Origin of the sequence: Rhizobium sp. BT03 (assembly GCF_030053155.1) — a bacterium.
In the GTDB taxonomy this organism is placed as follows: Bacteria; Pseudomonadota; Alphaproteobacteria; order Rhizobiales; family Rhizobiaceae; genus Rhizobium.
The window spans coordinates 2,035,699-2,059,442 of record NZ_CP125640.1 but is presented as its reverse complement, the minus strand read 5'-3'; the positions used below and the strand labels follow the sequence as shown (position 1 = coordinate 2,059,442).

Sequence of the window (23,744 nt, the reverse complement as noted above, 5' to 3'; positions counted from 1 at the left end):
TCTTGCGATTTTTAAATAGGACAGCATTGCTTACCTATTCCGCTTGATCGGCGCACGAAAAGACTGATATTGCGCGGATATCCGCAGAGAGCGCGGCGATAAGACGCCGGGCGATCCTGTTCATTTCACATTCGAAAATCCACCGCGTCCGGTTTTTCCCGGGCGTGTTCCCGAACGCGTCTGCTGTTGGAGACTGGCGACATGACACAGCTCATCAATGCCCTCGGCTTCTGGAATACCAGCGCCACGCGCCATGCCCCGGCCGAAGACGTGCAGGGCATCTTCTCCGGCAGCCTCGTCGCGGCCCTTGGCCTCTACGTACTCGCCAGCGCCGGGCTTCTGACAGGCAGCACCGCCGGTGTGGCCTTCCTTCTGCATTATGCTTTCGGCGTCAATTTCGGCCTTGCCTTCTTCCTGCTCAACCTGCCGTTCTTCTGGCTGTCGTGGAAGCGACTCGGCATGGCTTTCACCATCAAGACCTTCATCGCCATCGGCCTGACCTCGGTGCTATCTGATGTGCAGTCGCGCTTCTTCTCCATTTCCAGCATCCATCCGGCCTGGGCGGCCCTTCTTGGCGGCCTGCTGCTCGGCTTCGGGGCGCTGGCGCTCTATCGCCACCGCGCCAGCCTCGGCGGCGTCGGCATTCTCGGCGTCTATCTGCAGGAGCGCTTCGGCATCCGCGCCGGCCTCGTCCAGCTCGCCATCGACCTCTGCGTCCTCGCCGCCGCTTTCCTCGTCACCACGCCGCCCACCGTCTTCTATTCCGTCCTCGGCGCCGTCGTCCTCAACCTCTTCGTCGCCATCAACCACCGCGCCGACAGGTACATTGCGCTGTAGGGTGGTGTCCCAAGCCCCGTATCCGCGTGTGATTTGCCCCTCATCCGCCTGCCGGCACCTTCTCCCCGTAAACGGGGCGAAGGAGGATGGCCGCAACCTCTCCGTCCCTCGCACACATCTCGTAGGGCACGTCCCCTCTCCCCGTTTTACGGGGAGAGGGTTAGGGTGAGGGGCAAACCACACGGCACGCCATCGCTAATCGCCCTGCCCGAACCGGATAAATGGCAGTTCTCTCAGGGCCCGCGACACACGCCAAGCTCTGACATTACAAATCCGTAACCCATTCTAAACAAAACGTAACTTGCCTGTGACCAGTCCCGGCGCGATACTTCTTCCTGCGCCGGATTTGATGAGGTGAGTTATGTCAGATTTGGAAAAGCTTGTGAGACGCCGCATGCAGGAAGAATACGCCAAGGGCGCTTCCGCAGAGGAAATCGCGAAAGTCGTCCGCGACCTCTTCAACAGCATCGACCTTTCGGGCTCATCGCCTGACGCCGTTGCCGTGAGAGCCACTCCGAATTACGAGTGACCGTATATTCAACCGACCCGAATTTATCGGGTCGGTTGTTGGGGATGCCATCATAAAGGCGCCCGTAGGGCAGATAGATCTGTGAAGCCCCACGTAAAAATCGCTACCCCGCCCCGATTCCTCGCTGTCCTGCGCCACAAACCACCCCACACTCCGTCATCCTCGGGCTTGACCCGAGGATCCACGCCGGCCGCCGTCAGACGGGGCCATGGATCCCAGGCTCAAGGCCTGGGATGACGGAGAGTGGGGGCCTGTTTTGCCAAACTCGCCGTCGATGCAGCGGATGACACGTCACACTTCCTGGTTCTACGCGGTGCCGTGTGGCCTCGACGGCCTCAAGCCGCTTTCACCGCCGCATCGATCGGATGCTGCGAGCGGAAGCCGACGGCAAGACGGTTCCAGATGTTGATCGCGCCGATCGCCACGGTGATCTTGGTCATTTCCTCCTCGGAGAAATGCGCCTTCAGCGCCTCATAATCGGCATCCGGTGCGCCTGACTTGGCAAGGTTGGTCACCGCATCGACCCAGCCGAGCAGCGCGCGTTCGCGGGCGTCATAGATCGGCGATTCCCGCCAGACGCACATCAGGTTGATCCACTGCTCGCTGAGCCCGTCATGGCGGGCTTCCTTCACATGCATGTCGACGCAATAGGCGCAGCCGTTGATCTGCGAGGCGCGCAGTTTGATCAGGTGGATGAAGCGGCGCTCCAGCCCGCTGGTCTGGACATATTGCTCGAGTGCGGCGACCGCCTTGTAGGCATCGGGGGCGGCTTTGGCGAAATTGAAACGCGGTTGCATGTCTTTCTCCTTTGATAGGGCTCAGCGAGCCGTCTTGCGTTCGTGGATTTCAAGGAAGGCGCAGCCTCGGGCTGCGATCGATCCATCGTCGAGGGCATTCAATTCGATGCCGAGATCGGCAATGCTGGTCTTGGCGAGTTCGGCCCGGTAGACCCGTTCGGCCCGCAGCATCGCCGCGCTGATGTTGCAGGGCTTGGCGAAGAAGCGGTCGGAAACCGGGTTCGGCCCGCGCTGGCGGATTTCGGCGCAGCGGAACGCCGGTGCCGGTCCTTCGACCGCGAGCAGGATATCGAGCAGCGAAATCTCTTCCGCTGCCTTCGCCAGCCGATATCCGCCTTTCGGCCCCGGCACGGTATCGAGGATGCCGGCGCCGGACAGCGCCTGCAGATGTTTCAGCAGATAGCTCGTCGACACACCGTGGAATTCCGCCAGGGCTGCGGCCGACAGCACGCCGCCCTCGGAAAGGCCGGAAAGCATCGCAACGCTGTGAATGGCCTGCTCGACGCCATCGCTCATCTTCATCGAGGCAATCTCCTAATCGTGGATAAAAGATATCCATGATTATATCGGCTGTCAAGAGCAGACCTTACGGCTGGCGGCTTGCCTTTCTCCCGACGGCGGATAGAAACGGGAAAAACGACAGGGGAAGATCATGGCAGCCAACGCCTTCACAGGCCTTCTGAACTCCAGCGCCGACCGCCACTCGCTGTTCGACGACGCCCAGGGCATCGTCGCCGGCAGCATGCTCGCCGTGCTCGGCGTATCGCTGCTCTCCGGCGCGGGGCTGCTTGCCGGCGGCACGGCCGGTCTCGCCTTCCTCGCCCATTACGCGACCGGCTTCAGCTTCGGCCTCTGCTTCTTTGCCGTGAACCTGCCCTTCTATTATCTCGCCTTCCGCCGCATGGGGCCTGCCTTCACCATCAAGACCTTCGCCGCCATCGCGCTGACCTCGGTGCTGTCCGAATTCGTGCCGGGCTTCATCGGCATCGGGCACGTCAATCCTATTGCCGGGGCGCTCTTCGGCGGCCTTGTCATCGGCGCCGGCATGCTGGCGCTCTTCCGCCACCGTGCCAGCCTCGGCGGCATCGGCATTCTCGCCCTCTATATCCAGGATCGTCTCGGCTGGCGCGCCGGCCTCGTCCAGCTCGGCTTCGACTGCATCATCCTGGCGCTCTCCTTCCTGGTCGCCAGCCCCTCGATCATCGCCTGCTCCGTGCTCGGCGCCATCGTGTTCAACCTCACGCTCGCCATCAACCACCGCAAGGACCGGTATATCGCAGTCTGAGGAGAGGGCCGCTCTTCTCTTTCCCTGAGCTTTCACTACCTTCAGGGCGTGGACCAGATCGATTCCGAAGCCCGCCCTTTGCTGCCTGCCGCCTTTGCCCGCTGGTTTGCGGAAAAGGGCTGGCGGCCGCGTGCCCATCAGCTGGAGCTGCTTGCCCGCGCCGAGGCCGGCGAAAGCACGCTGCTGATTGCGCCGACCGGCGCCGGCAAGACGCTTGCCGGTTTTCTGCCGTCGCTCACCGATCTCACCCGCCGCGGCCGCATTCCGCCGGGCTCCGCCTTCACCGGCATTCATACGCTCTATGTCTCGCCGCTGAAGGCGCTGGCGATCGACATCGAGCGCAATCTGATGAAGCCGGTCGCGGAAATGGGCCTGCCGGTCACCGTCGAAAACCGCACCGGCGATACGCCGAACGCCAAGCGCCAGCGCCAGAAGCTCAATCCGCCGGATATTCTGCTGACGACGCCCGAGCAGGTCGCGCTGCTTCTCGCCAACCGCGAGGCCGAGCGCTTCTTCAAGGATCTGAAATATGTGGTGCTCGACGAGCTGCATTCGCTCGTCACCTCCAAGCGCGGCCATATGCTGTCGCTCGGCCTTGCCCGCCTGCGCAGGCTTGCCCCCGGCCTCCAGACCATCGGCCTGTCGGCGACCGTCGCCGAACCGATGGATCTGCAGAAATGGCTGGTCGCCCAACAGGAGGGTAGCGGGCAGGAGGGCAGGGAGCATCATGCCGGCCTCGTCGTCGTCGAAGGCGGCGCCAAGCCCAATATCTCGATCCTGTCCACCGAAGAGCGCATTCCCTGGGCCGGCCATTCCGCCAAATATGCCATTCCCGATGTCTACACCAAGCTCCTCGACCACCAGACGACACTGCTCTTCGTCAATACCCGCAGCCAGGCCGAGATGCTCTTCCGGGAACTCTGGACGATCAATGACGACAACCTGCCGATCGCCCTCCACCACGGTTCGCTCGATGTCGCCCAGCGCCGCAAGGTCGAGGCGGCGATGGCCGAAAACCGGCTTCGCGCCGTCGTCGCCACTTCGACACTCGATCTCGGTATCGACTGGGGCGATGTCGATCTCGTCATCCATGTCGGCGCGCCGAAGGGGGCGTCGCGTCTTGCCCAACGCATCGGCCGTGCCAATCACCGTATGGACGAGCCGTCGAAGGCGATCCTCGTGCCGGCCAACCGTTTCGAGGTCATGGAGTGCCAGGCCGCCCTCGACGCCAATTATCTCGGCGCCCAGGATACCCCGCCGGTCGGCCGCGGCGCGCTCGACGTGCTCGCCCAGCACGTGCTCGGCATGGCTTGCGCCGAACCCTTCGACATGCTGGAACTTTATGACGAGATCACCAGCGCCTCGCCCTATGCCGATCTCACCTGGGAGACCTTCGAGCGCGTCGTCGATTTCGTCGCAACCGGCGGCTATGCGCTCAGGACCTATGAGCGTTATGCCCGCATCCGCAAGACGAAGGAGGGTCGCTGGCGCGTTTCCAATCCCGCGGTCGCCCAGCAATATCGCCTCAACCTCGGCACCATCGTCGAAAGCCCGATGCTGAATATCCGCATGGTCAAGCGCGGCGAGGGCGGCCGGATCGGCCGCGGCGGCGCGACGCTGGGGAAGGTCGAGGAATATTTCCTCGAGCAATTGTCGCCGGGCGATACCTTCATTTTTTCAGGCAAGGTGCTGCGCTTCGAGGGCATCCGCGAAAATGAATGCCTGGCCTCGCAGGCCTTTTCCCTCGATGCGAAGATCCCCTCCTATGCCGGCGGCAAATTCCCGCTGTCGACTTATCTCGCCGAACAGGTGCGGGCGATGATTGCCGATCCCGACCGCTGGCGCCAACTGCCGGATCAGGTGCGCGACTGGCTGTCGCTGCAACAGGACAAGTCGATGCTGCCGAAGCGCGACGAGTTCCTGATCGAAACCTTCCCGCGCGGCAGCCGCTTCTATATGGTCGCCTATCCCTTCGAGGGCCGTCTCGCCCATCAGACGCTCGGCATGCTGCTGACGCGCCGGCTGGACCGGGCGGGCACCAAGCCGCTCGGTTTCGTTGCCACCGATTATTCGCTCGCCATCTGGGGCCTGGAGGATATGGGCCTGATGATCGGCAACGGCCGGCTCAACCTTTCCGACCTCTTCGACGCCGACATGCTGGGTGATGATCTCGAGGCCTGGCTCAACGAATCCTTCCTGTTGAAACGCACCTTCCGCAATTGCGCCGTGATTGCAGGCTTGATCGAACGCCGCCATCCCGGCAAGGAAAAGAGCGGCCGCCAGATTACCGTGTCGGCCGATCTGATCTATGACGTGCTGCGCAGCCACGAGCCGGATCACATCCTCTTGCAGGCGACGCGGCAGGATGCGGCGACCGGACTTTTGGATATAAGCCGACTTGGCGATATGCTGATGCGAATCAGGGGCCACATCACCCATCGCCCGCTCGATCATATTTCTCCGCTCGCCGTGCCGGTGATGCTGGAGATCGGACGCGAGGCGGTGCCGGGCGAGGCCCATGACGCATTGCTCGCCGAAGCGGCGGACGATCTGATCGCCGAAGCGCTGGCCTGAGACCTGTTTGGGAATAACGACCGTGATGAACCGCCTGGCGCTCGCGCGCGACATTTCAGGATTGGCCGCGGTGCCGGGCATCGAGACATCGATCCACGGCATTGCCGCCGTCTGCGATCCGCTCGGCGCCCTCTATCTGCCCGATGCCGGCCTGCTCGTCGTCTCCGATCTGCATCTGGAAAAGGGCGCCGCCTTCGCCCGCCGCGGCATGATGCTGCCGCCCTATGATACGCTGGCGACCCTGACCGTGCTGGCCGCCGTCATCTCGCGGTATGATCCGAAGCTCGTCGTCTCGCTCGGCGACAATTTCCACGACCGCATCGGCTCCGCGCATCTGCCGGAGAATTTCCGCGCCTTGATCGTCGCGATGGCGCGCGGCCGCGAATGGATCTGGATCAACGGCAATCATGATCCCGACGGCGTCGTCGGTCTGCCGGGTAGCTGCACCGACGAGATGCATTATGCCGGGTTGACCTTCCGCCACGAGCCGAGGACCGGCCTGCAGAGCGGCGAAATCGCCGGTCACCTGCACCCGTCGGCAACGGTGCGCCGCCGCGACAGATCCATCCGCCGCCCCTGTTTCGCCACCGACGGCGCCCGCCTGCTGATGCCGGCCTTCGGCGTCATGAGCGGCGGCCTGGATCTCGGCCATCAGGCGATGAAAGGCCTGTTCGACAGGGAGGCGCTGATCGCCCACCTGCTGGGGCGCGATCGGATTTATTCGGTCAGGTATGGGAATTTGCGGGGGTAGCGATCGCTATTCGGGTAGGGCGTGCCGTGGCTACCCCCCTCTGTCCTGCCGGGCATCTCCCCCACAAGTGGGGAGATTGGCTGGGCGCGATGGTTTCCCCAAGTAAAGACGAACTGGCGTTCCGCGCGACGTCGGAGAGGGACCGGCGAGCTGGCCTTTTGCCGATCTCCCCCCTTGTGAGGGAGATGCCCGGCAGGGCAGAGGGGGGTAGCCACGGCACGCCCCCAATCATCGCTAATCACATCCCCGCAACTGCTGCTGATACGTCCCGGCCATCCGCGCGAACTTCTGCGCCGTCTGCTGTAATTGCCCGTTCGAGCGCCAGTCGCCGCGTTTGTATCCCGTCGGACCGGAATAATAGGCAAGATAGAGATTATAGGCATCGTTCAGCGGAATGCCGGTCTCGGCGCTGTTCTGGGCGTGGTACCAGCCGATGAAATCGATCGCGTCGGCGAAGTTCGCCCGCCGTGCCGTCCAGTTCCCCGTCTGCGACTGATAATGGTCCCATGTCCCGTCGAGCGCCTGCGAATAGCCATAGGCGGTCGAAGGCCGGGTCCAGGGAATGAAGCCGAACAGCTTGGTGCGCGGCGGCCGCGCATAGGGCTGGAAGCCGGATTCGGTGTACATCGTCGCCATCAGGATCGGCACCGGCACGCCGTATTTCTTCTCCGTCCGCTCGGCCGCACTCTGCCAGCTGGAGAAAAGCCCGTCGCGCTGATCGAAGACGGCGCAAATGTTCCGCGTCTGCTTCGGCGCCGTCGCGCAGCCGGCAAGCAGCGCGAGACCCATGGCGGTCAGAATGACACGAGTACGCATGACAAAACCTCTCGTTTCCGAGAGATTACTAACTCGTAAATGTTAAAGACCGGTTTTTAGTCGAATACGAAGTTTTCTGAGGAGCCGCCGCCACCCCTCCCCACAAGGGGGAGGGCTATGCGCGGCACCGCCAACGAAAACATCAACGCTTCCACGGATGAGACGGCGAAAGGAATAATGTCGGCGCGGCATCCAAGTCCCTCCCCCTTGTGGGGAGGGGTCTTCAGCCCAGGAGCCGACGGATCAATCCTTGCGGAAGATCAGGCTGGCGCCCCAGCCGGTGATGAGGGCGAGCAGCACGGAGGCGCAGCCGTAGAGGATCGGCTGACCATGGGCGGCGTCGGTGATCATCTGCTCGATGCCGGTTTTGATGACGCGCAGCGGCAGCGATTCCTCGGTCACCAGAATGCCGCTCTTGAAGAGATAGGCGCGCACCGTATGGACGCCGTTCGGAATGTTTGCCGGCAGGCGCAGGCTCGCCTTGAAGAGGTTGGAGGAAACGAAGCGCACGCCGCTCGGGTTGCGGTCGTAGAAGCCGCCGCCCTGCTGCAGCCGCCGGAAGGCATCGCGGAATTCGCCGAGATTGCTGCCGTCGCCGACGAAGCCGACCGGCGTCAGCGGAATGTGATCGATGCCGATCCCCTGGTCGGTCAGCTCGAGTGGCGTCGTCAGGTCGTCGATCATCCGCGAACTCGACATCGAATAGGAGTGCGGCACGGATTCGAAGGTCATCGAGCGGGTATTCACCCAGATGCCGAAGACGCGCTCCTTCTTGCGCACCGTCGCATCCTGGCGCGGGCCCTCCAGCACCACGACCACGTCATACTGGCCGATGGCGAGCAGCAGCTGGTCGGTATTCGACAGTGCCCCGAAGATGGTCAGATCGGCGCCGTGGAAGTCCGAGGTGATGGCGATTTCGCTGGTCGACGTGCCGATCTCCAGCCCTTCACGGACCGCTTCGGTTGACTGCCCCGGCAGCCATTGCGCCCCGGCAACCGCCGGCAGCAGGCAAAGCAATGTCATGATGGCGACCAGCAGGCGCATCAGTTGCCGGCCCCCATCACCACCGAATAGACGTCGGCCGGCGTCACCACCAGGGCGATCGCCAGACGCAGGCCGACTGCGAGCACCAGCAGGCCGAGCAGGGCACGCAGCTGTTCGCCGCGCAGTTTCTGGCCGACGCGCACGCCGTATTGCGCGCCGACGACGCCCGCCACCATCAGGATGAAGGCGAGCACGATGTCGACGGAAAAGTTCGTCGCCGCCTGGACGATCGTCGTATAGGCGGTCACGAAGATGATCTGGAACAGCGAGGTGCCGACGACGACATTGGTCGGGATGCGTAAGAGATAGATCATCGCCGGCACCATGATGAAGCCGCCGCCGACGCCCATGATCGAGGTGAGGATGCCGATCGCAAAACCGAGCGCGACGATCGGAATGACGCTGAGAAAGATCTTCGATTTCTTGAAGCGCACCTTCAGCGGCAGTCTGTGCACCCAGTGCTGGTGACCGGGCTTGCGCGGCGCCGGCGGCTCGTTGCGCGCCGCCCGCCGCATGGCATTGATGCTTTCGAGCAGCATCAGCCCGCCGACCGTGCCGAGGAAGATGACATACATCAGCGAGATGATCAGATCGAGCTGGCCGACGGCGCGCAGCAGCGAGAAGATCCAGATGCCGACCGTGGCCCCGGTGAGGCCGCCGATCAACAGCACCGTGCCGAGCTTGACGTCGAGCGTGCCGCGCCGGAAATGGGTGATCGCGCCCGAGATCGACGACGCCACGACCTGGTTGGCGCCGGTGGCGACGGCAACGACCGGGGGAATATTGTAGAAGATCAGCAGCGGCGTGATCAGAAAGCCGCCGCCGACGCCGAACATTCCAGACAGGAATCCGACGGCCGCTCCCATGCCGAGAATGATGAAGATGTTCACCGACAATTCTGCGATGGGCAGATAGATTGTCACAGCCGACCCCGAATGATGACCGCTCCTGCCGGGCGGTTTTTGTCACGTCCCCGTTCGAATGCGCACCATACTGTGAAATCGTTGCCAGAGGCTTTCGATCGGCCCTGGATCGAGCGATGGAGATCGGTGGCAGAAGATTCGCCGGATGCGCGGATGGATATGTCCCGCATAATCCGGCTTTTTTCAGATTGCATGACGGGCAGGGGCAAAAAGTGGAAAAAGCCTTGCGGCATAGTGCCGCCAGGCTCGGATTGCGGACAAAGTCGGCCCGAGTCTTGGGGTTCGCACACGACGGCTGCCCCCGGGGGCAAGGGGCGTGCCTCGCGAGATGCCAGTGAGGGAGGGAGAGCTCACGTCCCTTCCCCCGCGTGCGGGAGAAGGTGCCGGTCCCACACTCTCTTCCCTCATTCCTGTGCTCGTCACAGGAATCCAGCCACGGCGCGTCCGCGCCGTGAATGAATCACTATCCTAAGGGGAAAAGTCTTTCGCGCCCAAGGACTTGGGCGCACTGGATTCCTGTGACGAGCACAGGAATGAGGGAGATTGTAGTAGCCGTTTCACCCAACTTTCTGCCAAGGCGGAGAAAGCCCATCCGCCCAAAGGGCACCGCCCCGTCCTTCGGATGCCGAGAGAAGAATAGGGAAACCAGACGCCGCGGCGCCTCTCAGATCGCCTTGGCTCCCTGCTTGTTGTGTTCGAGCAGCGCCTTGACGGTCGCGTCGGTCACCTTGCCGTCCGGCTCCTGGCCGATCGACTTCTGGAAGTTTTTGATCGCGGTGACCGTCTTGGCGCCCATTTCGCCATCCGGCGTTCCGGCGTCGAAGCCGTTATTGTTGAGGATCGCCTGGATGTTGCGGATCGCCTTCTTCATGTCGACGCTTGCCGTCTTCAGGCCCGTTCCCGCCCATTCGTCGGGAATGTCGATGGTATTGCTGCGGTGGTCGAGCGGCTCCGGCTTCCAGAGATCGGCCTTGGCGCGGGCGCGTTCGAGCTGGTCGGGCTTCATGGCGTTTGCCACTTCGTCGCGCTTCTGCGCCGCGTCCTTGTCGCCGGCCTTGGCGGCGATCGCAAACCATTTGTAGGATTCCTCGAGATCCGCCGGAACGCCGTTGCCCCTCGCACAGAGGATCGCCAGGTTGAACTGGCTGTCGGTGATGCCGAGGTTGGCGGCCTTGGTGAACCATGAGGCGGCCGTCGCATAATCCTGCTGGCCGAGCGCGCCGGAGGCGTAGAGCACGGCGAGATTGTGCATGGCGCTGGCATTGCCCTGGTTTGCCGCCTCTTCATAGAAGCCCTTGGCCTTGGCGATGTCGCGTTCGACGCCGTTGCCCTTCTCGTACATGCTGCCGAGCCGGTATTGTGCCGGCGCAAAGCCCTTGTCGGCCGAAAGCTGGTACCAGCCTGCGGCCTGCTTCTGATCGACGGTGATGCCGTTGCGCCCGTCCGAATAGCGCGCGCCGATTTCAAACAGCGCCAGCGCATCGCCGCCCTGTGCCGCATCGGCAAGCGATTTCGGCTGGATGGTGTCGGGAACGGTGATCGCCGCCTGCGGCGCGCTTGCCGCCGGCGTATTGGCAACGAAGCCCGACGTCTCCTGCGGTGCGCCGGGGGTAAGCGTCGCGGCCCCTTCGCCGTCGAGCGGCGTCGCGTCGGTCAGATGATCGCCGGCAACCGGCGGGGCTGCCTCCGGCTGTGCCTGTTCGCCGGCGGGCGGCGTCACCTCCGCTGCGGGGGCGGCCGTTTCTGCCGCATTGCTGTCCGGCTGGGCGGATGGCGCTTCAGGCAAGGCCGGCTGCGGGTTCTCAGTCGCGCCGGTCAGGGCCGAGACCTCGGCCGGCGGCTGCGGCGCGCGCTCGCCGCTCGTCAGCGTTCTCGCGAGCGGAAAGGCCATGATCGCGAGCAGCACGGCGCCGACCGCCAGCAGGATCGGCCGCCGGTAGCGCGAAAAGGCGCTGGTCTTGCCTGTCTTATCCGTCTTGTCGGAAATCTTGCCGGCCTTGTCGGCTGCCTTCTTCTCGGCCTTGCCAGCCTGCTTCGGATTGGCGTCCACCTCCATCGCGGCAGCCTGCGCCGCACGGCGGGCGGCGGCGATATAATCGGCGCGATCGGTTTCGGCGGCAGGTTTGCCGCGTGCGGCACTCTGGCTGGCGCGGACGCGCTCGAGGATCTTCTTCACGTCGGGTGCGCCGGAGCCCGGCTCGAGCAGTTCGTTGGCCGCATCCGTCGGCACCACGTCGGCGGGGTCGATCGACGGCGCGGGGTCGATCATCGGGCGTTCGGCTGCCCGGTTCTCAGCCTTCTTGCCCGGCCGCAGCCGCTTGCCGAGACTGGCAAGCAGGCCGGCCTTTGCCGGCGCCTGAGCCAGGGCCTGGGTTGGCGCGGCAGCCTCCGGCGTCCTGGTCGCGGCCTCGATGGCGATCGCGCTCGTTCCGCTCATGGCGGTGGCTTGCGCCGGGGCGGCAGGTTCGGCGACCTCGGCGGTGCGGATGACAGGAGAGGCTTTCGCTGTCACGGCAGCGGCCGGCGCGCTGTTCATCTCGGCCTCGGCTACCATCAGCGCATAGGGATCGACATCGAAATCGACATCGGCCACCGGCATCTGGGCACTCATCCGCCCGCCACGCTCTTCCATGCCGTCGAGACGGTCGGCGATATGCACCAGCGTTTCGTGCAGCGCCTTGAAAGTCTTGTGGGTGCGTTCCTCGCTGTCGCGGCTGATATCCTCGAGGTGACGCAGATCCTCGGCCAGCGCCGTCAGCGCCGACATGTCGGCGGCGGGCACGCCGCCCTGGGCGGCGCCATTGCGCGAATAGGCCTCGACGACGGCCTCAGCCGCCTGGCGCGCCGCCTCGATGATATATTCGTCGCTGGTCGCCATATAATCTTCGATCGCGCCCATCCGCCGGTCGAGATCGGCGGGGATCGCAGCGCTTTCGCGCGGCTCGCTCATCAGCGCCGAAAGATTGGCGATCTGGTCTTCGAGGTTCTTCAGCGCGTGCGGATCGGTCGGAGCTGCCGCCGTGCTCTCTTCCAGCCGGGCGGCGATGTCGCTCAGCCGTCCTTCGAGACGCCGGAAGGCGCCGTCGTCGACCGCCGCCACGGGCGCCGGCTGCTGATAGGCCATCTCGTCGATGCGTCGGGCGAGATGATCGAGCCGCTGCGCCAGCACGTCGTTGACGGCGCCGTTCTCGAGCGCGTCGATCTTGCGGGAAATGTCGGAAAGCGGTCCGGTGAGATCGGGCTGCGGCGCGGCCTTCTGCGTGTGCTCCAGCAGATAGGACAGATGTTCCAGCCGTTCGTCGAGCCGCGACGTCGCTTCCGCCTTGGTCAGCTCCTCGACGCGGGATGTCAGCGCCTCCAGCCGCATCGCCAGCTCGTCATCAGGGTTCACGCGGTTGGCCGCATCGTGGCTCATCAGGTCGATCTGATCGGCCAGCGCCGAAAGCCGGCCCTCCAGCCGCTGCATCAGCGCCGGATCGTTGGTGGCGGCCGCGCGTCCGCTGGCGGCGATCGCCCGGCTGATCTCGTCGAGTCGCATGTCCATGGCGGCGAACTGTTCCGACATCACCCGGTCGTGCGGCTGGATCATGTTGCCGAACTGCTCCATCGCCGTGGCGATGGCAATGAGCTTGTCCTCGAGCGCCCTGACCGCCGGGCTCTCGCCCATGCCGCCGATATGCCGCTTGATGTCGTCGAGCCGGTAGGCGAGCGAAACCAGCTCTTCCTGCAGCCCCTCGGTATCGAGTGCGGCAAGCCGGCTTTCGAAGCCGTCCCAGCGGTTTTCCATATGGCGCAGCGAATCCTCGCGCGCCAGCCCGTCCATCAGCGAGCGCAGCTCCTCGAAATCCTCGCGCAGGCCGGCGGCCTCCGGGGCGCTCGAACGGCCGGTCAGTTGAGTGATGCTCTGGGCAAGACGGCCCATATCGGCGCGCATGTCGTCGGCGAAGCGGCCGTCTCCGGCATTGGTCTTGATCTCGCGCAGTTCGGCGCGCAGCGCGCTCATCTCGCGGGTGACGCCTTCGGAAATGTCGCGCTTCAGGTCCTGGCGCAGATTGACGAGCGCCTGGGCGATCTCCGTCATCGTATCGTCGCCGGCGCGGAAGGCTGCTGCCGGCTGCGGGGCGGCGGCGCGCGGCGCGGGTTCGCGCAATTGCGGGGCCGGCTCGCGTGTGTAGGGCCGCTCGCGGCCGGCTTCAAGGGCGCGCTGGCGCTGGCGGATTTCGGCGAGCGGATCCGGCCGCTGTTCGAGCGGCGCCCTTGCCGGGCGCTGAGCATTGGAGCCGGCATAGGGATCGCGCTCGGCTGGTGCCGTGCGCGGCCGCTGTTCGCGCCCGCTGCCCATCAGCCCTTCGATGCGCGCCTCCAGACCTTCGATCGTGCGGTTCAGCGCATCGAGCGAGGTCCTGTCGGACTGCCGGGAAGGATTTGATCGCGATCCGTTCATCTTCTTGCTCGCTTCGACTGCTCGACCTCTCGTCAGAGCTCGATCCTTGGCTTTTCCGTCTGTGGCCCGCGTCTTCACGCCGGCCGGAGCATCCTTCATCAGAAGTTAGTCAATTAGACTTTCCTCAAGCTGAACGATGTAGCGGCATCCCTGACAAACGCGAGACTGGGAGAAGGAGTGCGGATTGCTACTGCTCAATCCGCACCTTTCACGAAACGTGGTAAACAAGCCGTTAATATCGATGGGAATTTTTTAACGTTTGTGTTGCGAACGCCGTTTTTGCCGGCAATTGCCGGCCAATTCGCCGGATCGGCGGGCGCCGGCGCGTTCAGCTCGGCCGCTTATATTGCAGCTCGATCTTCACGCCTTCGGGGCCGTAAACGAAGACCTGGCCGAGATCGGTGTCGGGGATATCGTAATATTCGTAGCGATAGCCGCTCGCCTTGATGCGCTCCAGTGCCGGGGCGAATTCGTAAAGGCTGAAGGCGACATGGTTGAAAATCCCCAGCGGAAAATCGCTGCCGCGCGATGTCAGGCTGAGATGGATGACCGGGCGGTCGTCCAGATAGAGCCAGTGGCCGGGCGAGGGGAAGGGCGGCCGGTAGCCTTCCTCGACGCCGAGCACGGTCTTGAAGAAGCCGATCATGCGAGGCGCATCGCGTGTTTCGATCGTGACGTGGTCCAGGCGCGGCATCGCTGTCCTCCTCTCGGTTCCGACGATCCGAAGCCTATCCTGTTCGCCTCCGCCGCGAAAGTTGTTTGGCCTCAGGCGCTCACTTCCGGCTGAATCTCAGTGCGGCCCGCCTGCATCGATCGAATAGGCGCTGATGCGCGACAGATGAATGAAGCAAAGGCCGGTCTCCTCGGCCCAGTCGTTGAAGGCCTGCTGGATCAGCGGCTGGTCCTTCTTCGCCGTGCCGGTGGCAGACAGCGGCACGCCGGCCGATCTCAGGCAGGCGAGCACATCCATCGTGGCGACGAAGCTGTCGCGGCCGATGCCGCGCAGGAAATATTGCCCGGTCATGCCGCCGAGCCGGCTGCCGCGTTTGCTCAACAGGTCGAGAAGGCCGATCTGGTCCTCCCGCGGCCAGTCGGCGAGAAAGGCGCCGGCGCTGCCATGTTCCTTCGCCAGCTCCCTGACGAAAGCGGCATTGGCGCGCACCGACATGATCTTCGCGCCGTTGCGGATGATCCGTTCGTCCGAGGTCAGCTCATGCCAATAGTCGTCGGGCGCGATATTGAGCGTTGCCGGATCGAAACCGGAAAACGCCGCTTCGAAACCCGGCCATTTCGCATCGATCACCTTCTGGACGAAGCCGCTGTAGAAGATACGCCGGGTCATATCGGCGAGGATACGGTCGTCGGGCATGGCGCGCAGTTTCTCGTGATCCGGCCGATGCTTGTCGAGCATTGCCTGCAGCGCTGCCGCGCCGCCCTTCCGCTGCTCTGCACGCTGCCTTATCGCCTCGAAACTGATCATCTCAAGCCATCCTGAATTGCGGATTGAAAGACACTTCTGCTTATACGCTGTACCACGATGGACAAGGAAGGGGAGATGACGTCCTGTCAGCCTCTTCAGCAGCCGCAGATTGGCACTTACAATTTTTTTCGCGAAAGGCGGCAAAGATGTCGATTTTGACGTTTACGCAAACGTCAATATTTTGTAAGACGGTTCCCAAGGCCGGCACGACCCGGCAGCCGAATGGGAGGAATTTGAGAGATGCCAGTCTACAAGGCCCCGGTGAACGATACGCTCTTCGTCCTGAACGACGTACTGGGCCTCGAACGTTATAACAATCTGCCGGGTTTTGCCGATGCGACGCCTGACATGATCGAGGCGATCCTCGGCGAGGCTGGAAAGGTCGCCGAAGAAGTTCTCTTTCCCGTGAATTATTCCGGCGACCAGGAAGGCTGCACGCGCCACGACGATGCCAGCGTCTCGACGCCGAAGGGTTTCCAGGATGCCTACAAAGCCTATCGCGATGGCGGCTGGATCGGTCTTGCGGTGCCGGAGGAATTCGGCGGGCAGGGGCTTCCCTATACGCTGCATACCGCCGTCGGCGAATATACGTCCGCCGCCAACATGTCGTTGATGATGTATCCGGGCCTGACGCAGGGCGCGATCGCCGCGATCCTCGTTCACGGTTCGGCCGAGCAGAAAGCCACCTATCTGCCGAAGATGGTGGACGGCGCCTGGACCGGCACCATGAACCTGACCGAGCCGCATTGCGGCACCGATCTCGGCATGCTGCGCACCAAGGCGGTGCCGCAGGCCGACGGCAGCTATAGAATATCCGGCCAGAAGATCTTCATCTCCGCCGGCGAGCATGATCTCGCCGACAATATCGTCCATCTGGTGCTTGCCCGCATCGAGGGCGCGCCCGAGGGCACCAAGGGCATCTCGCTCTTCATCGTTCCGAAATTCCTCGTCGGCACGGACGGCGCGCTCGGCGCCCGCAACGCCGTCACCTGCGGCGCGATCGAGCACAAGATGGGCATTCACGCCAACGCAACCTGCGTCATGAATTACGACGAGGCGACCGGTTTCCTGATCGGCGCCGAGAACCGCGGCCTCAACGCCATGTTCGTGATGATGAACGAGGCCCGCCTGATGGTCGGCCTGCAGGGCATCGCCATTTCCGAGATCGCCTATCAGAACGCCGCCGCCTACGCCCGCGACCGCATTCAGGGCCGTTCGCTGTCCGGCCCCAAGGCGCCGGACAAGAAGGCCGATCCGATCATCGTCCATCCGGATATTCGCCGGACCTTGATGACCATCCGCGCCTTCAACGAAGCCGGCCGCGCCTTTCTGCTGTGGACCGCGCTGAAGTCCGATATCGCCCACCGCGCCACCGACGAGAAGGAGCGCCAGACGGCCGACGATATTCTCGGCCTCGTCACCCCGATCCTCAAGGGCGTGATGACCGACAAGGGCTTCGATCATGCCGTCATGGCCCAGCAGGTCTTCGGCGGTCACGGCTATATCGAAGAACACGGCATGAGCCAGTATGTCCGCGATGCCCGCATCGCCATGATCTATGAAGGCGCCAACGGCATTCAGGCGCTCGATCTCGTCGGCCGCAAGCTCGCTTTGAACGGCGGCCGCGCCGCCATGGCGCTCTTCAAGGAGATCGGCGATTTCTGCGAGGAGAACCGCGGCAACGAGAAGCTCTCCTTCTTCACCAAGCATCTGAAGAAGGGCTTGAACGATGTCCAGGCCGCGACCATGTGGTTCATGCAGAACGCCATGGCCAAGCCCGATAATGCCGGTGCCGGCTCGACCGATTACATGCATCTCTTCGGCCTTGTCGTTCTCGGCTATATGTGGGCAAAGATGGCGAAAGCCGCCGAGGACGGCCTTGCTTCAGGCGATGGAGCCCGCGAGGATTTCCTGAAGAACAAGCTAGTGACCGCCCGCTTCTTCATGGAACGCATCATGCCGGAAACCGCACTGCGCAAGACCCGCATCGAAGCCGGCGCCGACACGATGATGGAGCTGGCCGCGGAAGCGTTTTGATTGTGTCCCCTTCTCCCCAGGGGGGAGAAGATGTCCGAAGGACAGATGAGGGGGTGAGCGACGAAGGAGCGAACGGCCGCGCGCAAGCAAGGCCGAGTTTGCCGCGAGCGCCCCCTCATCCGACCTTCGGCCACCTTCTCCCCGCTGGGGAGAAGGGGAGTTGAAATTCACCGGCGCCGCCGCGCCGCCAGGGAGACGAGACAATGACCGAGGTTTTCATTTACGATCACGTCCGCACGCCGCGCGGCCGCGGCAAGAAGGACGGCGCCCTGCATGAGGTGCCGTCTGTCCGCCTGGCGGCCAAGACGCTGGAAGCGATCCGTGACCGCAACGGGCTCGACACCAAAACCGTCGACGACATCATCATGGGCTGCGTCGATCCTGTGATGGATGCCGGCGCCGTCATCCCCAAGGCCGCCGCCTTCGAAGCCGGTTACTCCACCCGGGCGCCGGGCATGCAGATTTCCAGATTCTGCGCTTCCGGCCTCGACGCCGTCAATTTCGGCGCGGGCAAGATCGCCCAGGGCGCCGACGACATCGTCATCGCGGGCGGCGTCGAGAGCATGTCGCGCGTCGGCCTCGGCATGTCCGGCGGCGCCTGGTTCATGGACCCTTCGGTGAATTTCCCGGCCTATTTCATGCCGCAAGGCGTCTCGGCCGATCTCATCGCCACCAAATACGGTTTCTCCAGAACCGATGTCGACGCCTACGCGGTCGAGAGCCAGAAGCGCGCCGCCAACGCCTGGGAAAACGGCTGGTTCGACAAGTCGGTCGTCCCGGTCAGGGATCAGAACGGCCTGACGATCCTCGAAAAGGACGAGCATATGCGCCCGGGCACCGACATGCAGGCGCTCGCCTCGCTCAACCCGTCCTTCCAGATGCCGGGTGAGATGGGCGGCTTCGAAGCCGTCGGCATCCAGGCCCATCCCGAGATCGAGCGCATCAACTATGTCCACCATGCCGGTAATTCCTCCGGCATCGTTGACGGCGCCGGCGTCGTCCTGCTCGGCTCGAAGGCGGGCGGCGAGAGCATGGGGATCAAGCCGCGCGCCCGCATCAAGGCCTTTGCCAATATCGGCTCCGACCCGGCGCTGATGCTGACCGGGCCTGTTGATGTCACCGAGAAGCTGTTGAAGCGGACCGGCATGCGCCTTGCCGATATCGACCTCTTCGAGCTGAACGAGGCCTTCGCCGCCGTGGTGCTGCGCTACATGCAGGCCTTCGACATCGACCACGACAGGATCAACGTCAATGGCGGCGCCATCGCCATGGGCCATCCGCTCGGCGCCACCGGCGCGATGATCCTCGGCACGGTGCTGGACGAGCTCGAACGCCGCGACTTGAACACCGCGCTCGTGACGCTCTGCATCGGCGCCGGCATGGGCACGGCAACGGTTATCGAACGCGTTTGATCGGATATGAACCCTCCCTTCTCGGGGAGGGTTTCACCGCAAGAGAATTCAGGGAGAGGAATCCCCAAGATGAGCACCTATACCAATTTCACGCTCGAAACCGACGCCGACGGCATCGCTCTCGTCACCTGGGACATGCCCGGCAAATCGATGAACGTCTTCACATCAGAGGTGATGCAAGAGCTCAATGCCATCATCGACGCCACGACCGCCGACGCTGCCGTCAAGGGTGTCGTCTTCACCTCGGGCAAATCCTCCTTCTCCGGCGGCGCCGACCTCTCGATGATCAAGTCGATGTTCAGCTCTTATCAGGACGAGAAGGCCAAGAGCCCGCAAACGGCGGTGCAGACGCTTTTCGGTCTCGTCGGCCGCATGTCCGGCCTGTTCCGCAAGCTCGAAACCTCAGGCAAGCCCTGGGTGTCGGCGATCAACGGCACCTGCATGGGCGGGGCTTTCGAGCTGTCGCTCGCCTGCCATGGCCGCGTCGCCTCCAATGCCAAGAGCGTCAAGATCGCGCTGCCCGAGGTCAAGGTCGGCATCTTCCCCGGCGCCGGCGGCACCCAGCGCGTGCCGCGGCTCGCCAACGCCCAGGATGCGCTGCAGATGATGACGACGGGCCAGTCGCTGAGCGGCTCCCGCGCCAAAGCGATGAACCTCGTGCATCAGGTGGTCGAGCCTGATCAGCTGATCCCCGCCGCCAAGCAGATGATCAAGGACGGGCTGAAGCCGGTCGCCCCCTGGGACGAGAAGGGCTTCAAGCTGCCGGGCGGCGGCATCTGGACGCCGGCCTCCGCCCAGCTCTGGCCGGCCGCACCCGCGATCCTGCGCCGCGAAACCTCCGGCAACTACCCGGCCGCGCTTGCCATCCTGAAATGCGTCTATGAAGGCCTGCAGGTGCCCTTCGATACCGGCCTGAAGATCGAGCAGCGCTATTTCACCGAGGTGCTGCAGACCCGCGAAGCCTTCTCGATGATCCGTTCGCTGTTCATCTCCATGCAGGAACTCGGCAAGGGCGCCCGCCGCCCCGCCGGCATTCCCAAGACGGAACTGAAACATGTCGGCGTCGTCGGCGCCGGCTTCATGGGCGCTTCGATCGCTTATGTCACCGCCGCCGCCGGTCTCCCGGTGACGCTGATCGACCGCGACATGGAAGCTGCCACCAAGGGCAAATCCGTCTGCGAAGGCCTCGTCAAGGATTCCGTCGGTAAGGGGCGGTTTACACAGGACGAGGCCGCAGCGCTGCTCTCCCGCATCACGCCCTCGGCCGACTATGCCGATCTCGCCACCGCCGACCTCGTCATCGAGGCGGTGTTCGAGGATCGCGAGGTGAAGAAAACGGTCATCGAAGCTGTTGAAGCGGTGCTGCCCGAAGGCGCGATCTTCGCCTCCAATACCTCGACCCTACCGATCACGGGCCTGGCGAAGAATTCCAGGCGCCCGGCCGATTTCATCGGCATCCACTTCTTCTCGCCCGTCGAGAAGATGATGCTGACCGAGGTCATCCTCGGCAAAGAAACCGGCGACAAGGCGCTGGCCGTCGCGCTCGATTATGTCGCGGCGATCAAGAAGACGCCGATCGTCGTCAACGACACCCGCGGCTTCTTCGTCAATCGCTGTGTGCTGCGCTACATGTCTGAGAGTTACGACATGCTGATCGAGGGCGTGCCGCCTGTGATGATCGAAAATGCCGCCAAGATGGCCGGCATGCCTGTGGGTCCCTTGGCGCTCAACGACGAGGTCGCGATCGACCTCTCGCTGAAGATCCTCAAGGCCACGGCCGCCGATCTCGGCGAAAAGGCCATCGACCCCAGGCATATGGAGCTGATCTCCCGCATGGTGGAAAAGGAGGGCCGCTTCGGCCGCAAGAATTCCAAGGGCTTCTACGACTACCCGCCGAAACCGGCGAAGAAGTCGCTCTGGCCCGAATTGAAGAGCCTCTACCCGCAGAAGAAGGCGGATGACGTCGACATCGCCGTCCTCAAGCAACGCTTCCTCGTCACCATCGCGCTGGAAGCCGCCCGCACCGTCGAGGAAGGCATCGTCACCGACCCGCGCGAAGCCGACGTCGGCTCCATCCTCGGCTTCGGCTTCGCCCCCTATACCGGCGGGGCACTCAGCTATATCGACGGGATGGGCGCGAAGGCTTTCGTCGAGTTGGCGGAGAAGTTAGCGGCGGCTTACGGAGATCACTTCAAGCCGACACCGCTGCTGAAGGACATGGCTGCCAAGGGCGAGACGTTTTATGGGCGGTTTGATCCCTATGCGAAGATGGGGGCGGCGGCGTAAGTCGTTTTAGGGCGGGCTACCTTTACTGTCGTGCCGTGCGGGGCCCCCTCTGCCCTGCCGGGCATCTCCCCCACAGGTGGGGAGATCGGCTGGGTGTACCCGCTTCCCCAAACAACTGGCGTCCAGCCCGGCGAAACGGAAGAGAGGCGGGAAGGTTTGGCAACTTGCCAATCTCCCCACCTGTGGGGGAGATGCCCGGCAGGGCAGAGGGGGGCTTACACGGCACGACGTGCAAAAAATGCTCCACCAAGCTGAATTCGACTTTCCCTTGGCGTGCGCCTTGTCACGGACACAATTCCCGATTAAACGTTCTCGCATCGATCTTGCTAGATGAACTTTGAAACGGCGCTCGCGTCGTTCCTGGCGAACTTCCTCCAAAATCGGTTTTCATCGTCGCTCGTGCTTCGGTTCGCGCGGCAATCTTCTATGAGCGATTCGAAAAGGATATCGTCATGAGCACTGGTACCGTAAAGTGGTTCAACGCAACCAAGGGCTTCGGCTTCATTCAGCCGGATGACGGCGCTGCCGACGTTTTCGTCCACATCTCGGCCGTTGAACGCGCCGGCATGCGCGATCTCAAGGATGGCCAGAAGCTGTCTTACGAGCTCGTCCGCGACAACAAGTCCGGCAAGATGTCGGCAGACCGCCTCCAGGCGGCCTAAGCCTCTAAGGCTTTTTGAATATCATCTCCGGATCGTGACCACGGATGTACTGGCACGGTTCGTTGAGATGGAAGGGAAGGTCGGGTTAACCCGACCTTTTTTCGTATCTGGCTGGTCGCTATGCTCGCGCTCATAGTGCGATCTCAGCCGCCAGCCGCCTCACCACTCTCCAGCATCTCCATCACCCGCGTCATCACCGCCCGCGCCGCATCGAGTTCGGCTGACGTAAACGCAGCACCCAGCCCATTCGCCCATCCGGCCTGCGCCACCTCGATAACGCCGAGCCGGGCGGCGCCTTCCGCCGTCAGCCGCACCAGCTTGGCGCGCTGGTGCTGCGGGTTGTCGGCATAGGCGATCAGCCCTTCATCCTCCAGCACATCGGCAAGCCGCTGCACGCCCTGGCGGGCGAGGCCGAGCGCGCGGGCGATCTGCGCCACCGACATGTCGCCGCGCCTTGCCGCGGCCAGCACCTGCCAGCGCGCGCTCGTCTGTCCTGCGGGCTTTGCCAGCCGGTCGCCGGCCGCCGTCAGATGGCCGGCGAGGCGAAGGGCGGTGATTGCGAAAGCGGAAAAGGCATTCCCCTCCATTGTCCGCTCCGGTCGATTTTGTTTGACAACATGTTGTCTATTTTGTATCTCATCCATAGTGACAACATATTGTCATATGCAGGAAGCGGATGCAACGGCAAGGAGGAGCGCATCATGAAGAAGACCTACAAGGGAAGCTGCCATTGCGGCAAAGTGCACTACGAGGTGGATATCGACCTCGAAGAGGGAACCGGCCGCTGCAATTGCTCGATCTGCACGAAGCGGCGCTACTGGGGCGCCAACGTCAAGCCGGAGGATTTCCGGCTGATGTGCGACGAGGCCGAGACATCGGACTACCAGTTCAACACGATGAGCGGTCACCACCGCTTCTGCCGCACCTGCGGTGTGCCCGCCTTCGGCGACGGCTATGTCGAGGCGATCGGTGGCGCCTATGTCTCGATCAACATCGCCTGCCTCGACGATCTCACCCCTGAGGAACTGGCAGCCTTACCAGTCCGTTATTACGACGGCAGGCACGATGCCTGGTGGAACGAGCCTGAAGTGACGAGTTATCTCTGAAGCAATCAGCAAATTGTGCGGCGGTTGTCGGATCATCCTCCTCTCGTTCGTCCTCTGGCCGTAGTGGAAAAGGAGAATGATCGTGAAAGACGAAGCCAATCTCAGGCACGAAGAAGAGGCGGTCATCGCCATGCTGATGATGCGGGCCAAGGCGATCGGCGAAAAAAATGCCGAGGAGGCGCTTTCCTATGAGGCCGAGGATTCCGTCGAGTTTTCGCTGGCGCCGCCGCTCGTCAGCAATGGCAGGGACGCGGTCGGCCTGCAGGCATGGTTCGATAGCTGGGAAGGCCCGATCGGCGGCGAAGTGCGCGATGCCAGATTGACGCTCGGCGGCGATGTCGCCTTCTGGAGTGGTCTGATGCGCATGACCGGGACCAAGACCGATGGCGCCGAGGTCGATCTCTGGTTCCGCCAGACGCTCGGCCTCGTCAAGCGGGATGGCCGCTGGCTGGTCGCCCATCAGCACGCCTCGGTGCCCTTCGCCATGGACGGCAGCGGCCGCGCGCTGCTTGATCTCAAGCCGCAAACTGCGGGCTCCGTCGAATAATTCTGCCGCCGCTCAAGCATCTCGGGCAGACCCTGCAGCGATTTTGCGGCAAAGACATACGAGAAAATAAAGACTTAAGGCGCGGGGCGCGGATCTGAAGGAGCGCGGCGGTGCTTCAGAGCATAAGAACTTTCTTTTAATCAAATTTTGCCAGCATGAATATCGGGGGCCTTCAGTTTTTGCTGGATGACGATTGTCTAAACGCGCCGGCGAA

The 23,744-nt window shown here is 63.4% G+C and carries 20 protein-coding genes; 11 read left to right on the top strand and 9 right to left on the bottom strand.

The features are described 5' to 3' along the window. Positions 1-201: 201 nt before the first annotated feature. Positions 202-837 (top strand): YitT family protein, encoded by a 636-nt coding sequence (locus QMO80_RS10120; protein ID WP_283199922.1) that lies wholly within the window; start codon positions 202-204, stop codon positions 835-837. A gap of 394 nt (positions 838-1,231) precedes the next feature. Then, positions 1,232-1,366: a hypothetical protein gene (locus tag QMO80_RS10115; RefSeq protein ID WP_281025588.1), complete on the top strand. Its 135-nt coding sequence runs from the start codon at positions 1,232-1,234 to the stop codon at positions 1,364-1,366. Positions 1,367-1,701: 335 nt separating this feature from the next. On the opposite strand, the gene QMO80_RS10110 is transcribed toward QMO80_RS10115, so the two are convergent. Both QMO80_RS10110 and QMO80_RS10105 read right to left on the bottom strand, forming a co-directional pair. Further along, entirely contained in the window at positions 1,702-2,163 is a 462-nt protein-coding gene (locus tag QMO80_RS10110; RefSeq protein ID WP_283199921.1) for a carboxymuconolactone decarboxylase family protein, read from the bottom strand. Positions 2,164-2,184: 21 nt separating this feature from the next. Next, entirely contained in the window at positions 2,185-2,685 is a 501-nt protein-coding gene (locus QMO80_RS10105) for an Rrf2 family transcriptional regulator (RefSeq protein WP_010002061.1), read from the bottom strand. A gap of 130 nt (positions 2,686-2,815) precedes the next feature. Here QMO80_RS10105 and QMO80_RS10100 point away from each other — a divergent pair, with 130 nt between their 5' ends. Genes QMO80_RS10100 through pdeM form a run of 3 tightly spaced genes read left to right on the top strand, consistent with a single transcriptional unit; the run spans position 2,816 to position 6,773 of the window. Further along, positions 2,816-3,448: a YitT family protein gene (locus QMO80_RS10100; RefSeq protein ID WP_283199920.1), complete on the top strand. Its 633-nt coding sequence runs from the start codon at positions 2,816-2,818 to the stop codon at positions 3,446-3,448. Positions 3,449-3,496: 48 nt separating this feature from the next. Continuing rightward, positions 3,497-6,022: a ligase-associated DNA damage response DEXH box helicase gene (locus QMO80_RS10095; RefSeq protein ID WP_283199919.1), complete on the top strand. Its 2,526-nt coding sequence runs from the start codon at positions 3,497-3,499 to the stop codon at positions 6,020-6,022. A 25-nt stretch (positions 6,023-6,047) separates the two neighbouring features. Then, positions 6,048-6,773 (top strand): ligase-associated DNA damage response endonuclease PdeM, encoded by a 726-nt coding sequence (pdeM, locus tag QMO80_RS10090; RefSeq protein WP_283200160.1) that lies wholly within the window; start codon positions 6,048-6,050, stop codon positions 6,771-6,773. 234 nt (positions 6,774-7,007) lie between these two features. Here the strand turns inward: pdeM and QMO80_RS10085 are convergent, their stop codons facing one another. From QMO80_RS10085 to QMO80_RS10060, 6 genes are all read right to left on the bottom strand, one after another. Continuing rightward, the gene (locus QMO80_RS10085) at positions 7,008-7,589 is read right to left on the bottom strand and encodes a transglycosylase SLT domain-containing protein (protein ID WP_283199918.1); all 582 of its coding nucleotides are present in this window, start codon (positions 7,587-7,589) and stop codon (positions 7,008-7,010) included. 243 nt (positions 7,590-7,832) lie between these two features. Beyond that, entirely contained in the window at positions 7,833-8,633 is an 801-nt protein-coding gene (locus QMO80_RS10080; protein WP_283199917.1) for a TIGR02186 family protein, read from the bottom strand. Next, positions 8,633-9,556: a sulfite exporter TauE/SafE family protein gene (locus QMO80_RS10075; RefSeq protein WP_283199916.1), complete on the bottom strand. Its 924-nt coding sequence runs from the start codon at positions 9,554-9,556 to the stop codon at positions 8,633-8,635. The genes QMO80_RS10080 and QMO80_RS10075 overlap by 1 nt, the downstream gene beginning before the upstream one ends. Before the next feature lie 664 nt (positions 9,557-10,220). Then, a complete protein-coding gene (locus QMO80_RS10070) occupies positions 10,221-14,000 on the bottom strand; it encodes a peptidoglycan-binding protein (protein WP_283199915.1) in 3,780 nt (1,259 codons plus the stop codon). 328 nt (positions 14,001-14,328) lie between these two features. Further along, the gene (locus QMO80_RS10065; protein ID WP_283199914.1) at positions 14,329-14,694 is read right to left on the bottom strand and encodes a VOC family protein; all 366 of its coding nucleotides are present in this window, start codon (positions 14,692-14,694) and stop codon (positions 14,329-14,331) included. Positions 14,695-14,790: 96 nt separating this feature from the next. Beyond that, on the bottom strand, positions 14,791-15,480 hold the full coding sequence (locus tag QMO80_RS10060) for a DNA-3-methyladenine glycosylase I (protein ID WP_283199913.1): 690 nt from the start codon (positions 15,478-15,480) through the stop codon (positions 14,791-14,793). 240 nt (positions 15,481-15,720) lie between these two features. Between QMO80_RS10060 and QMO80_RS10055 the strand changes: the two genes are divergently transcribed. The 4 genes from QMO80_RS10055 to QMO80_RS10040 all read left to right on the top strand — a co-directional run bounded on the left by QMO80_RS10055 (position 15,721) and on the right by QMO80_RS10040 (position 21,877). Then, positions 15,721-17,517: an acyl-CoA dehydrogenase C-terminal domain-containing protein gene (locus QMO80_RS10055; protein WP_283199912.1), complete on the top strand. Its 1,797-nt coding sequence runs from the start codon at positions 15,721-15,723 to the stop codon at positions 17,515-17,517. A 203-nt stretch (positions 17,518-17,720) separates the two neighbouring features. Continuing rightward, positions 17,721-18,929, top strand: coding sequence for an acetyl-CoA C-acetyltransferase (locus QMO80_RS10050; protein ID WP_283199911.1), 1,209 nt, complete (start codon positions 17,721-17,723; stop codon positions 18,927-18,929). A gap of 69 nt (positions 18,930-18,998) precedes the next feature. Then, complete coding sequence (locus tag QMO80_RS10045) at positions 18,999-21,215, top strand: FAD-dependent oxidoreductase (RefSeq protein WP_283199910.1); 2,217 nt, start codon at positions 18,999-19,001, stop codon at positions 21,213-21,215. A 452-nt stretch (positions 21,216-21,667) separates the two neighbouring features. Continuing rightward, complete coding sequence (locus QMO80_RS10040; protein ID WP_003545273.1) at positions 21,668-21,877, top strand: cold-shock protein; 210 nt, start codon at positions 21,668-21,670, stop codon at positions 21,875-21,877. A 143-nt stretch (positions 21,878-22,020) separates the two neighbouring features. Here the strand turns inward: QMO80_RS10040 and QMO80_RS10035 are convergent, their stop codons facing one another. Further along, positions 22,021-22,464, bottom strand: coding sequence for a MarR family winged helix-turn-helix transcriptional regulator (locus tag QMO80_RS10035; protein WP_283199909.1), 444 nt, complete (start codon positions 22,462-22,464; stop codon positions 22,021-22,023). A gap of 114 nt (positions 22,465-22,578) precedes the next feature. Here QMO80_RS10035 and QMO80_RS10030 point away from each other — a divergent pair, with 114 nt between their 5' ends. Together QMO80_RS10030 and QMO80_RS10025 are read left to right on the top strand one after the other, a co-directional pair. Beyond that, complete coding sequence (locus QMO80_RS10030) at positions 22,579-22,983, top strand: GFA family protein (protein ID WP_283199908.1); 405 nt, start codon at positions 22,579-22,581, stop codon at positions 22,981-22,983. 82 nt (positions 22,984-23,065) lie between these two features. Then, positions 23,066-23,530 carry a nuclear transport factor 2 family protein gene (locus tag QMO80_RS10025; protein WP_283200159.1) on the top strand — a complete coding sequence of 155 codons (465 nt, stop codon included), beginning with the start codon at positions 23,066-23,068 and terminating at the stop codon, positions 23,528-23,530. Positions 23,531-23,744 lie beyond the last annotated feature (214 nt).